Annotated in this window: 10 protein-coding genes; 5 read left to right on the top strand and 5 right to left on the bottom strand. The window is 55.5% G+C overall.

Translation table 11 applies throughout. The features are described 5' to 3' along the window. Nucleotides 1-11: 11 nt before the first annotated feature. Both tkt and ampH read left to right on the top strand, forming a co-directional pair. On the top strand, nucleotides 12-2,003 hold the full coding sequence (gene tkt, locus JK223_RS06030; protein WP_212713312.1) for a transketolase: 1,992 nt from the start codon (nucleotides 12-14) through the stop codon (nucleotides 2,001-2,003). Between the two features lie 166 nt (nucleotides 2,004-2,169). Continuing rightward, entirely contained in the window at nucleotides 2,170-3,312 is a 1,143-nt protein-coding gene (ampH, locus tag JK223_RS06025) for a D-alanyl-D-alanine-carboxypeptidase/endopeptidase AmpH (RefSeq protein WP_212713311.1), read from the top strand. Here ampH and JK223_RS06020 read toward each other — a convergent pair. Both JK223_RS06020 and ansP read right to left on the bottom strand, forming a co-directional pair. Next, on the bottom strand, nucleotides 3,309-4,346 hold the full coding sequence (locus JK223_RS06020) for a DUF1176 domain-containing protein (RefSeq protein ID WP_212713310.1): 1,038 nt from the start codon (nucleotides 4,344-4,346) through the stop codon (nucleotides 3,309-3,311). The two genes, ampH and JK223_RS06020, sit on opposite strands and share 4 nt — an antisense overlap. Nucleotides 4,347-4,554: 208 nt before the next feature. Next, nucleotides 4,555-6,030, bottom strand: coding sequence for an L-asparagine permease (gene ansP / locus JK223_RS06015; RefSeq protein ID WP_212713309.1), 1,476 nt, complete (start codon nucleotides 6,028-6,030; stop codon nucleotides 4,555-4,557). Nucleotides 6,031-6,602: 572 nt separating this feature from the next. On the opposite strand from ansP, the gene JK223_RS06010 reads away from it, so the two are divergent. From JK223_RS06010 to JK223_RS06000, 3 genes are read left to right on the top strand one after another with little or no spacing between them, the layout of a single operon-like run. Next, a complete protein-coding gene (locus JK223_RS06010) occupies nucleotides 6,603-6,986 on the top strand; it encodes an ArsC family reductase (RefSeq protein ID WP_212713308.1) in 384 nt (127 codons plus the stop codon). Beyond that, complete coding sequence (gene dapE / locus JK223_RS06005) at nucleotides 6,986-8,113, top strand: succinyl-diaminopimelate desuccinylase (RefSeq protein WP_212713307.1); 1,128 nt, start codon at nucleotides 6,986-6,988, stop codon at nucleotides 8,111-8,113. The genes JK223_RS06010 and dapE overlap by 1 nt, the downstream gene beginning before the upstream one ends. A 19-nt stretch (nucleotides 8,114-8,132) precedes the next feature. Continuing rightward, complete coding sequence (locus JK223_RS06000) at nucleotides 8,133-8,321, top strand: YpfN family protein (RefSeq protein WP_212713306.1); 189 nt, start codon at nucleotides 8,133-8,135, stop codon at nucleotides 8,319-8,321. A 191-nt stretch (nucleotides 8,322-8,512) separates the two neighbouring features. Here the strand turns inward: JK223_RS06000 and JK223_RS05995 are convergent, their stop codons facing one another. The 3 genes from JK223_RS05995 to purC form a co-directional block, all read right to left on the bottom strand. Next, nucleotides 8,513-10,516: a tRNA(Met) cytidine acetyltransferase TmcA gene (locus tag JK223_RS05995; RefSeq protein ID WP_212713452.1), complete on the bottom strand. Its 2,004-nt coding sequence runs from the start codon at nucleotides 10,514-10,516 to the stop codon at nucleotides 8,513-8,515. After that, entirely contained in the window at nucleotides 10,513-11,403 is an 891-nt protein-coding gene (locus JK223_RS05990) for a neutral zinc metallopeptidase (RefSeq protein WP_212713305.1), read from the bottom strand. The genes JK223_RS05995 and JK223_RS05990 overlap by 4 nt, the downstream gene beginning before the upstream one ends. Nucleotides 11,404-11,589: 186 nt before the next feature. Further along, nucleotides 11,590-12,303 carry a phosphoribosylaminoimidazolesuccinocarboxamide synthase gene (gene purC / locus JK223_RS05985; protein WP_212713304.1) on the bottom strand — a complete coding sequence of 238 codons (714 nt, stop codon included), beginning with the start codon at nucleotides 12,301-12,303 and terminating at the stop codon, nucleotides 11,590-11,592. Nucleotides 12,304-12,365 lie beyond the last annotated feature (62 nt).

Genomic DNA, 12,365 nt, shown 5'->3' with positions numbered 1-12,365 from the left:
TGGAATGTACTATGCCTTCTCATAACGCACTCGCGAATGCTATTCGTGCCCTCAGTATGGATGCCGTACAACAAGCCAAATCCGGTCACCCGGGCGCCCCGATGGGCATGGCGGATATTGCCGAAGTGTTATGGCGTGATTTCCTGAATCATAACCCGCAGAACCCGTCCTGGGCCGATCGGGACCGCTTTGTGCTGTCTAACGGCCACGGTTCGATGCTGATTTACAGCCTGCTGCACCTCACCGGGTATGATCTGCCGATTCAGGAACTGAAAAACTTCCGCCAGCTGCACTCCCGTACCCCGGGTCACCCGGAATACGGTTACACCCCGGGCGTGGAAACCACCACCGGGCCTCTGGGCCAGGGCATTGCCAATGCCGTCGGTTTTGCCATTGCTGAGCGCACGCTGGCTGCCCAGTTTAACCGTCCGGGCCACGATATCGTCGACCACTACACCTACGCGTTTATGGGTGATGGCTGCATGATGGAAGGGATCTCTCACGAAGCCTGTTCACTGGCCGGTACCCTGAAACTGGGTAAACTGATCGCGTTCTATGACGACAACGGGATCTCCATCGATGGTCATACCGATGGCTGGTTTACCGACGACACCGGAACACGCTTTGAAGCTTATCACTGGCATGTGATCCGCGGTATCGATGGCCACGACCATGACGCTATCCGCCGTGCGGTGGAAGAAGCGCGCAGCGTGACCGACAAACCGTCACTGCTGATTTGCAAAACCACGATTGGCTTTGGCTCTCCGAACAAGGCCGGTACCCACGATGCTCACGGCGCCCCGCTGGGTGACGAGGAAATCGCACTGACCCGTAAACAGCTGGGCTGGAACTACGGGCCGTTTGAAATTCCTGCAGATATCTACGCAGGCTGGGACGCCAAAACCGCCGGCAGAGAGAAAGAGCAGGCGTGGGATAAGAAATTTGCGGCGTATCAGCAGGCTTTCCCGGCGCTGGCTGAGGAATTCATCCGTCGTACCACGGATAAACTGCCGGAAAACTGGCAGGAAGAGTCACAGAAATACATCGAACAGCTGCAGGCAAACCCGGCGAACATCGCCAGCCGTAAAGCCTCACAGAATGCCATTGAAGCGTTCGGTAAACTGCTGCCGGAATATCTGGGCGGTTCAGCCGACCTGGCACCGAGCAACCTGACCATGTGGTCCGGCTCTAAACCAATCAACGAAGATGCCGCCGGTAACTATATCCATTACGGTGTGCGCGAGTTCGGTATGACCGCAGTGGCGAACGGTATCGCGCTGCATGGCGGCTTCCTGCCCTACACCGCGACCTTCCTGATGTTTGTGGAATATGCGCGTAACGCAACCCGTATGGCAGCCCTGATGAAGATCCGTCAGGTGCTGGTCTACACCCATGACTCTATCGGTCTGGGGGAAGACGGCCCGACTCACCAGCCGGTCGAGCAGCTGGCCAGCCTGCGCACCACCCCGAACATGAGTACCTGGCGTCCGGGTGACCAGGTGGAATCGGCGGTGGCATGGAAATACGCTATCGAACGTCAGGACGGCCCGACCGCGCTGATCTTCTCCCGCCAGAACCTGCCACAGCAGCCACGCAGTGCGGAGCAGCTGGCGAACGTCGCCCGCGGCGGCTATGTTCTGAAGGACTGTGACGGTCAGCCGGAACTGATCCTGATTGCGACCGGTTCAGAAGTCTCTCTGGCCGTGACGGCCGCAGAGCAGCTGAGCGGCCAGGGCCGTAAGGTCCGGGTCGTTTCAATGCCGTCAACGGATACCTTCGACAAGCAGGATGCGACGTACCGTGAATCGGTACTGCCGGCGGCGGTCACCGCCCGTGTGGCTATCGAGGCAGCTATCGCTGACTTCTGGTACAAATATACCGGCCTGAACGGTGCGATTGTCGGTATGACCAGCTTCGGCGAGTCAGCCCCGGCAGATCTGCTGTTTAAAGAGTTCGGCTTCACCGTGGAGAACGTGGTGGCGAAAGCTAACGCTCTGTTGTAATCCCTCCGCTCCCTCTTTTCGTAACGAAAAGAGGGAGATTTTTAAAAAGCGTAACGATTCTCATATCAGGATACATAAAATCCCTGATTATTCTCTTTCCGCCAGCGTTAAACCCATTACACTATCCCTTTCCCGTTATCCACTGATTTTCCACGGACATTATCGATTGAAAAAGCATGCATCACTTTTGCTGGCGCTGGCTGGCTCACTTTATTCATTCTGTAGCCAGGCACAGGTCACCCCGTCACCGGAACTGACATCTCAGATTACCGACCGTTATGCAGATCAGATTTTCAAGGGTACCCGGGCCGCCGGTATGGCGATCATGGTTATCGATGGCAACGAGCGGGTCTTTACCGGTCTGGGAGAAACCCGGCCGGGAAGCCGTATCCATCCGGGAAAAGATTCAGTGGTGAGGATAGCGTCACTGAGTAAACTGATGACCACCGATGTACTGGTTCATCTCGCCGAATCCGGCCGGGTTCACTTTAATGATCCGCTGAGCCGCTATGCACCAAAGGGTGCCGTCGTCCCGACGTGGCATGGTAACAGTATCCGGTTAATCAACCTGGCGACCCACAGTGCCGGCCTGCCCCGTGAAATGCCTGGCGGTAGAGCGAACCGTCCGGTCTTTGTCTGGCCGGTGCACAATCAGCGCTGGTCCTGGCTTGCGCATGCCAGACTCAAATACTCGCCAGGGACTGAAGTCTCCTATTCCAACCTTGGCTTTGACTTCCTGGCTGATGCCCTGTCGCGAGCCGCCGGTCAGCCTTATCCTCAGTTGCTTCGTACACTGGTCACCCGGCCGCTGGGTATGAAAGACACCACTTTTACACCGTCACCGGACCAGTGTGAAAGGCTGATGATCCCGGAAGAGAATGCGAGCCCGTGTGATAACACCCTGGCCGCCATCGGTAGCGGTGGGGTCTATTCCACCCCTGAGGATATGGGCCGCTGGATGCAGCAGTTCCTGAGCGCCACCGGGCATCCGCGTTCACCGTTAGCACCTGACCTGCAAAAAATGATTTATCCGCGTTCTTCTCTGTTGCGTGTTAACGGGATGGATGTCGCCGGCCGGGCCGATGCTATCGGCATGGGATGGCTGCATATGCCTGCGGACGGTGAGAGACCCGCACTGCTGGAAAAAACCGGCGGAGGTGGCGGCTTTATGACTTATATCGCCATGTCACCTGAACATAATGTGGGGGTCTTTATTGTGGTCGCCCGCACCGGTGCCAGCCATTTTATGCCGATGAGTAATGGCGTCAACGAACTGATCACCGCACTGGTCAGTAATCACCGCCCTTAGGTTCCGGCGTCTGCGGGCAGGGCTCTGTCCGCAGACGGTGATGACCATAATACCGGCCAGTCACTGGCGGTATGCCAGTGGTCACAGCCACTTTCACTGCTGAATTTCTCCAGCACAAACTGTTGACCATCGTAACGCCAGTGGCTGGCCGTTCCGCAATCCCCCAACGCCCTTCCCCATAATAACGTCGTCAGTTCACGGGTTTGTGGATCATAACGGACATTCGTCAGGTCGAACCCTTGCGGATAAGTAAACGGCAGACGGAAGACCTGGCGCCGGGCAATAAACGGTGCCTGACGGCTGATTCGGTAAGCCTGGTAGAAGGTATTGTACGCTGCACTTTCACAACTGATCAGCATCAGGGCTTGTGAATTACTCAGGGCCGCCAGCTTGATCTGCCGGAATACCGGGGCCAGCGGACAACTGTTCACATCTATCTGCGAAATTGCGTAATCTACAAAATCCCTGATCTCGGGAGCCGTCAGTGGCGTGACCGGTGCCGGCTGACCGCCGCCCACCGTCAGAATCGGGGGCGTTTCCGGTCCGGAGGAAGCAGGCTGTACCGCCGACTGGATTCTGTCGGCCTCTGCCAGTACCGCCCCCAGAGCCGTCAGGGATATCCCGCCCCCGCCGGGCTGACCGGCGGTCAGCCGGTTACCGTGTACCAGCGCCGACAGTATCTGCTGTGCGGCCTCAGGATTATCGATCAGTAACGCGTGGCTGCTCTCCTGTGCCGGGACCGGCGTCAGCGGCTGGTTATCTATCTTAAGTCGTTGTGTCAGCGGAGTCTCTGTCGCGGGCAGCGCTGCATGCGGATGCAGTTCAACGTGCAGCCAGCTGACCGGCGCCCGGGAAGATGTCCGGTAGAAGCTGATAATTAACCCGCCATCGCTGTTCAGATTCCGTCCCTGACAGGCAGAAAAATTATCACAGGTTAACTCCCATCCGGAAATAATTGTCTGGACCGGTTGTGCCGCGTGGCAGGCCCCCGCCGGGAGCAATAACGATAACAAAAGAATTTTATATAGTTGCATAACACTTTACCGGGGAAGGCGCCGGACAGGATCTCCGGTACAGACGAACTAAACAGGAATCATCCGGAATGCCCTGGTCTGCCTCAATAAGAATCTTCGGACTCTTGTTGATTAATCGGCTCTGCGGTAAGTTTCAGGATTGGCTGACCTGCCACGGCAAAAAAAAACCTGCCGGCGGCAGGTTTTTCATCTTATGCATTACCGGAAATCAAAGCTTATCCAGCGGCACGCTCCCGGCATGATCATGTTGCTGTGCAGCAATCGCATTAACGCGTTTGCGCACGCCAAACCAGCCGGCAACCAGTATGATCATAATCAGCGGGATAGAGGCGATAGTATAAGTCCCGTTAGGGTAGTCGAAAGCCATCAGAACCAGCACACTGAACAGGAACAGTAAAGTCAGCCAGGAGGTGAACGGAGCCCCCGGCAACTTGAAGCTGATATCTTCCGCTTTCCCTTCTTTAATCGCCTTACGCAGTTTCAGCTGGCATAACACGATAAAGCCCCAGGAAGAGATAATCCCCAGTGATGCCACATTAAGAACGATTTCGAATACCTGAGAAGGCACCAGATAGTTGAGCAGTACCCCGAAAATATAGACCCCGATAGTCACCAGAATACCTGCATAAGGGACCTGCTGACGGTTCATCCGCGACATAAACTTCGGTGCCGACCCGCCCATCGACATTGAGCGCAGAATACGGCCGGTCGAATAGAGACCGGAATTCAGGCTGGACAGCGCGGCACTCAGTACCACAATGTTCATAATGCTGCCAATATACGGGATACCCAGTTTAGAGAAGAATGTCACAAACGGACTTTCACCGGACTGATAGGCATTCCAGGGCAGTAACAGGACCAGCAGGACTACAGAACCTACATAAAACAGGCCGATACGCCAGATAACACTGTTGATCGCTTTCGGCACCATGATTTTCGGGTTTTTACATTCACCGGCCGCAGTCCCCACCAGCTCAATAGAGGCAAAAGCAAATACCACGCCCTGCACCAGCACCAGTGCCGCTAACAGTCCATGCGGGAATAAGCCCCCGTTATCGGTGATCAGATGGAAACCAGGCTGACTGCCCGCCAGAGGTTTGCCGCTGCCGAGAAAAACCACACCGACGATCAGGAACACCACGATAGCAATGACTTTAATCAGCGCGAACCAGAACTCCATTTCGGCGAACCACTTCACCCCGACCATATTCATGGTACCGACGACCGCTAAGGCCCCCAGCGCAATGACCCATTGCGGGACGTCACCGAATGCACCCCAGTAATGCATATACAACGCCACGGCAGTAATATCGACAATACCGGTCATTGCCCAGTTAACAAAATACATCCAGCCGGCAACGTAGGAGGCCTTTTCGCCCATAAATTCACGGGCGTAAGAGACAAAACTCCCGCTCGACGGGCGATGCAGCACCAGTTCACCCAGTGCACGGAGAATGAAAAAGGAAAAAATACCACAGACCAGGTAGACCAGAGCCAGTGCCGGACCGGCTGCCTGTAAACGGGCCCCGGCGCCCAGAAATAATCCGGTACCGATCGCACCACCAATAGCAATCATCTGTACCTGTCGGTTACCCATCTCTTTCCGGTAACCGGCATCGTGCGAATTAAGCCATTTACGCTTTGCCGCTCGTAACTCTTCGGCTGTTTTTTTTGTATGTTTCATAGTTATCCTGTTTGTCCTGACCATCTGCCACACAACAGTAATCGTTTGCGTTTTGGATATTGCGAACGGAGTACAACATCCCACGCAACGTCATAAAATTCTGTCATAAGAAAAAAATGGGGCGTCGCATCCTACCCGTTAAATACATCCTCCGTAAAGACCCGTTATTCGTCGGGGATCACAGTCTGTCGTTACCCTGTGGGCAAAAGTAATATAATTTAATGTTATGTCGGGTGTTTTGTATCAAAAAAACCGTATTTCAGCGCCTGTCGTTGAAAAATGTAAGACAATGTTCTGGCACCCCTTTCCCCTGGCCCGCGACGGGACGGTGAGATATCCGGGGCATATCCGCAACAGAACAAAACCGCAGGATCCGCAACCGGACTCCCGACGAAGCGTTTTAGCTGCCAAAAATGGCCTTCCCCCCGCGCCAGTCAAGGCCAACGGCATGACTGCAGGGTAGATTAAACGGCGCCGATACGGCATTATCACAGGCATAGATGATAAATGGTTTATCAGACCAGTCCTCTGGTGTGGCTGGCAGCACTTTTAATAACAGGTTGTTCCCCTGAATGATAAATAATGAAACCACTCCCTGCCTGACCCTGTATGGAATTAAGAACTGCGACACCATGCGTAAAGCACGTCGCTTTCTTGAAGAACAGGGTATTGCTTTCCGCTTCCATGATTACCGTGCTGACGGAATCGACAGCCGTCGCTTATCGGCATTTGTTGACACACTGGGCTATGAAACGCTGCTGAATAAGCGCGGTACCACCTGGCGAAACCTACCTGAAGAACTCCGTGACACCGTTCAGGATAATGCCAGCGCTGTCAGGGTGATGCTGGAACATCCGGCCGTGATTAAACGTCCGCTGTTATGTGCAGCCAACGGTCACCTGCTCGCCGGTTTTTCACCTTCCACTTACCTGACGTTTATTCAGGAGAATGTATAATGTTTTGCCCCGTTATTGAGCTTGCACAGCAACTGATCCGTTGTCCTTCGGTAAGTCCTGAGGATGCCGGGTGTCAGTCGCTGTTAACCGACCGTCTGAAAGCGATCGGTTTCCGGATTGAACCGATGAATTTTGGAGATACCAAAAACTTCTGGGCGACCCGGGGCGAAGGCGAAACACTGGCCTTTGCAGGCCATACCGATGTCGTCCCGCCGGGAGAGGCCCGCCACTGGTTAAACCCGCCTTTTGAACCGACGATCCGCGACGGTATGTTGTTTGGTCGTGGTGCGGCCGATATGAAAGGGTCACTGGCGGCCATGGTGGTGGCAGCGGAGCGCTTTGTCACCATGAACCCGAACCATCGTGGTCGCCTGGCCTTTCTGATCACGTCTGATGAAGAGGCGAGCGGAATAAACGGTACCGTCAAAGTAGTTGATGCTCTGATGGCGCGCCGGGAGCGCATGGACTACTGCCTGGTCGGTGAACCCTCCAGTACCGAAGTGGTCGGGGATGTGGTTAAAAATGGCCGTCGGGGATCCATTACCGCGAATCTGACGGTACATGGTGTACAGGGCCATGTGGCTTATCCGCACCTTGCCGATAACCCGGTACACCGCGCATTGCCGGCACTGACTGAGCTGGCGGCCACCCGCTGGGATGAAGGTAATGAGTTCTTCCCCCCCACCAGCATGCAGATTGCCAATATTCAGGCCGGTACCGGCAGTAATAACGTGATCCCGGGCGATCTTTTTGTGCAGTTCAACTTCCGTTTCAGTACGGAACTGACCGATACCATGATCCGTGAACAGGTGGAGTCCCTGCTGACACGCCATCAGCTCCGGTACACCCTGGAATGGAATCTTTCCGGTCAGCCTTTCCTTACTCCGAAAGGTAAACTGGTGGATGCGGTAGTAAACGCAGTTCAGCACTATAATGAAATCAGGCCACAACTGCTGACTAACGGCGGTACCTCTGACGGACGTTTTATCGCACGGATGGGAACGCAGGTCGTGGAACTGGGGCCGGTCAATGCCACCATCCATAAAATTAATGAATGTGTGAAAGCATCTGATCTGCAAACACTCAGCCGGATGTACCAGAGGATCATGGACCAGCTGATTGCCTGATGACTGAAGGAGTCACGTCATGGAATGGTTAAAAGAGTATTGGTGGGTTTTAATTATTGTGTTTATGGTCGGCATTCTGATGAATGTGTATAAAGATCTGAAACGCGTCGATACGAAGAAATATCTGGATAATAAACCTGAACTCCCGCCACATCGTGATTTCAACGATAAGTGGGACGACGACGACGACTGGCCAAAGAAAAAATAATCAGACCTCACACGGATATCCTCTGCGGATATCCGTGTTCCTCCCCTTCCGGCTCTGTTTTTTCATCCGGCCCCACATCCTCCCTGCCGGATAATGGCATCATCAGCCCTGCTGCGGGGCCGCCTTATCTCCACAGATTTCCCTTTGCGCCGGAGGATCGCGGATATCGCCTGAGCAGCTTGCTCCGCGGATCAGACGTTTTGCAGTGCCCGCAGCCGACTGGCCCACTGACTGACCACGGACGGATGACGTGCGGACAATGCCTGAGCGACTTCCTCACGCAGCAGACGCAGCCACGCCTTTCTGCCCCCCGCCGCTACGACCGACTGCTGTTCGCAGATAGCGCCCTCCTCAGCCGACAGCGCAGATAAACAGAGAAAAGATAGCGGCAGGTTGGCCTGTAAGCGCATCAGTGCCGGGAAAGCCGATTCAAACGGCCGCCTTCCCCAGGCGAACGCCGCCAGCTCACGCCAGTCTTCATCATTCAGTGCCGTATCGCTGTCTTCTTCAGCGACAGGTAAATCCGGATCTGACAACCCGCGCTGGCGCATATATCCCCCGTCACGGGATAATCGCCGCTCAGCGGCGGCGGCTAATTGTTCTGCTGCCACCGTCCGCGGAAGGATAGCCATGGCCGCATAACAGCCACTACTGGCTTCACGCTGGGTCCCCAGCCTGACCAGACGAAACCCGCATGACCGCCAGAAATGCCATAGCTCAGGGGTATAACCGAAACTGACCGACAGATAATCATAGCCTTCTGCCGCGGCAATCGCTGCCATCACCAGTGCCCGGCCTCTCCCCTGACGGCGCACCTGCGGGTGAACGGCAATACGACTGATGCGCAGAGAATGCATGCAGGCCGCCTGAGGGAAACCGGCATGGGCGGCCAGAGACTGCGCCACCAGATTCCCTTTCGGACGGCGAAATCCGGCCCACACCGCCTCACTGAGCGGCAATGAGAGCCCGCCTTCCTCCAGTAACCACAAGGCCCCCCGCAACCCGGTGTTCGCTTCATCGACCAGCAAAGTCATGCCGGGAGCATCCATCATTCGCCGTAAATCCAGCGGTGAGGTCCGGTAATGGGCTGCCGTCAGCAGGCGGTACACGTCCTGTGCTTTCGCGGGTTCCTCTGACCAGACCGCTGGCGGCAGACGCCGGATGCCGGTGCCCCGGCCGGCCGGGGGGGCGGTGCTATCGTCAAACAGAAACAGCGCATCAATAAAACGTTCCAGAGGATCCCCGGCCGCCCAGCGCAGCGGTTCAGAAAGAGTGTACTGAGCTACCTCCGGTAATCCGGCGCAAAACTTCAGCAGAAAACCGCGGCCTGTGCCTTCATAGCCCTGCACCGTGGTACAGAGCAGCACACGCCTGAAGCGGCTGACCATCTGTTGCAACACGGGGGCGGGGATGGCCGCGGCTTCATCGACAATCAGCCAGCCCTCTCCCGTCTTCCCCGCAGCAATCAGCGCATCCGGGGCCATAAACTGAAAATGTTGCCCGGCAAAGTGCTGTAAGACTTCGGTAGAAACTTTGGCGGGTGCAGAGATCAGTGCCCCCGGGTTATCCCGGGCCAGCATCCCGGCCAGCGCAGATTTCCCGCGTCCCCGGGGGGCAGTGACGACCGCCACGCCCTGCTGCATGGCCTGTAGCCGGTGAAGTAACACTGCCTGCTGCGCGGGGGCGCGGCATTGCCATGTCTGATGACCGGTGATCGGCGCTACTCTGGCGGGTTGATACTGTTCCAGGTAACTGACGTCCGGGGACGAGGCGAGCACCGATTGCAGATGCCGCATAAACCCGGGGACGGCGATCGCCTCCGCAGTATCGGCCCAGCGCAGGCTGTCCTGATCCTGCCAGTGCTCCCACCTCTCACGGGCCGGCAGCAGCAACAGCATCCAGCTACCGGCCAGTAAGGTACCGGCCACGGTCGCCAGCGCTTCCGCATGAAAACCGGATCGGGCATCAAAAATGGCATGAAGAAACTCGCGGCCCAGACATTGCCTGACCGCTGAGGGGGGAATACAGGGGGAAAGCGTCTGTGTATCGGTACTGACGGTCAGCCAGTCCCCCGCCAGGTTCTGCCGGAGTCTCTGCGCTGACTGACTGACCCAGCCGTCCTCCCCACTGATAATACAGATGCGGCGAACCCCGGTTCGCCGCATCAGTTCACATTCAGAAAGCAGTGCTGTCATTGAGCCGCAAAGGTGTTGCACTGAGCCGGGTCTCCGCTGTCAAAACCACGTTTGAACCAGCTGTAGCGCTGTTGTGATGTTCCGTGGGTGAAGCTGTCCGGCACGACACGTCCCTGGCTCTGCTGTTGAAGCTTATCATCACCAATCGCCTCTGCGGCATTCAGCGCCTCCTGCAGGTCACCGGTGTCCAGTACATTCTGTTGCTGCATGTAATGCCCCCACACCCCGGCAAAGCAATCGGCCTGTAATTCCAGCTTCACAGATAAGCGGTTTGCTTCCGCCTTGCTGCCTTGCTGCTGCTGTTGTCTGACCTTTTCTTCAATCCCTAACAATTTCTGAACGTGGTGACCGACTTCATGGGCGATCACATAGCCGTCAGCAAAGTCACCCCCGGCTCCCAGCTTATTTTTCAGCTCATCATAAAAGGAGAGATCGATATAAACGGTCTGATCCGCCGGGCAATAAAAAGGCCCCATCACTGACTGTCCGGTACCGCAGCCGGTGGTGGTATGTCCCCGGTACATCACCAGCTTAGGATCCACATAATGGCGGCCCATTTTCTGGAATATCTGCCCCCAGACATCTTCTGTGGAGGCGAGGATCACCGAGGTAAACTTCGCTGCCTGGTCATCCGCCGCCGTATGAGGCTGTGGTTTCCCGGTGGTCTGTGAAGAGGTGGACACCTGGCTCTGAGAGCTTCCGCCGCCGAGCAACGGCGTCAGGTCATAGCCATAATAGCCGGCCACCACCACCACAATCAGTATCACAATACCGCTTTTCCCCCGCGGAATACGAATGCCTCCGCCCCCTGTCCCGCTGCTGTCAGCAGAGGACTGATCACGTCTGTCCTCTACGTTGTCACTTTCCCGACGCCCTTGCCAACGCATCTGTTACCTCTGTTATTTTTTATTACAATAGACTGATTTTAGTGGCTGAACGGAAAGATAACCAGTACCGGAAGATAACGCAAAGACAGGCGGGGGATAAACGGCCGGCAGGATATGCCAAAAACAAAAACGCCGGTGGCACCAGACAGTGCCCTACCGGCGTTTCAGCACGAGGTTCTGCGGAAATTAATCGAGCGGAACACCCAGGCGGTGAGCCACTTCTTCATAAGCTTCCACAACACCGCCCAGGCTCTGACGGAAACGGTCTTTATCCATTTTAGCCATGGTCGATTTATCCCACAGGCGTGCGCCGTCCGGAGAAAATTCATCCCCCAGCACGACTTCACCGCGGAACAGACCAAATTCCAGTTTGAAGTCCACCAGTATCAGCCCGGCGTCATCAAACAACTGGCTCAGTACCGTGTTTGCCTGCAGCGTCAGTTCACGCATCCGCGCCAGATGCTGCTGGCTGACCCAGCCAAAGGTTTCGCAATAAGATTCATTGATCATCGGGTCATGATGAGCATCGTCTTTCAGGAAAAGATCAAACAGCGGCGGATTCAGGGGGATACCCTCTTCCACACCCAGTCTTTTCACCAGAGAACCGGCTGCACGGTTACGTACCACACACTCCACCGGCACCATATCGAGTTTTTTCACCAGGGCTTCGGTGTCAGAAAGCAATCTTTCCATCTGAGTCGGAATACCGGCCTGTTGCAGCTTTTGCATAATAAAATAGTTAAACTTGTTGTTAACCATTCCCTTGCGGTCAAACTGCTCAATTCTTGCCCCGTCTCCTGCTGATGTATCATTGCGGAATTCCAGTATCAGTAAGTCAGGATTCTCAGTACTGAACACTGTTTTAGCTTTGCCGCGATACAACTCAGCTTGCTTTTGCATCTTATTAACTCCAAACATGAAAGAACTTACGCACGGTTGCTGATTTTATCGGAATCTTCACG

Origin of the sequence: Tatumella sp. JGM118 (genome assembly GCF_018257515.1) — a bacterium.
GTDB classification, from domain to species: Bacteria; Pseudomonadota; Gammaproteobacteria; order Enterobacterales; family Enterobacteriaceae; genus Tatumella; species Tatumella terrea.
This window is presented reverse-complemented; position numbering and strand designations above follow the sequence as displayed.

Coding starts and splice junctions, on each gene's coding strand:
- JK223_RS06010 (WP_212713308.1), top strand. CDS start 6,603: ATGATAAATAATGAAACCACTCCCTGCCTGACCCTGTATGGAATTAAG.
- JK223_RS06000 (WP_212713306.1), top strand. CDS start 8,133: ATGGAATGGTTAAAAGAGTATTGGTGGGTTTTAATTATTGTGTTTATG.
- ansP (WP_212713309.1), bottom strand. CDS start 6,030: ATGAAACATACAAAAAAAACAGCCGAAGAGTTACGAGCGGCAAAGCGT.
- dapE (WP_212713307.1), top strand. CDS start 6,986: ATGTTTTGCCCCGTTATTGAGCTTGCACAGCAACTGATCCGTTGTCCT.
- tkt (WP_212713312.1), top strand. CDS start 12: ATGCCTTCTCATAACGCACTCGCGAATGCTATTCGTGCCCTCAGTATG.
- JK223_RS05995 (WP_212713452.1), bottom strand. CDS start 10,516: ATGACAGCACTGCTTTCTGAATGTGAACTGATGCGGCGAACCGGGGTT.
- purC (WP_212713304.1), bottom strand. CDS start 12,303: ATGCAAAAGCAAGCTGAGTTGTATCGCGGCAAAGCTAAAACAGTGTTC.
- JK223_RS06020 (WP_212713310.1), bottom strand. CDS start 4,346: ATGCAACTATATAAAATTCTTTTGTTATCGTTATTGCTCCCGGCGGGG.
- JK223_RS05990 (WP_212713305.1), bottom strand. CDS start 11,403: ATGCGTTGGCAAGGGCGTCGGGAAAGTGACAACGTAGAGGACAGACGT.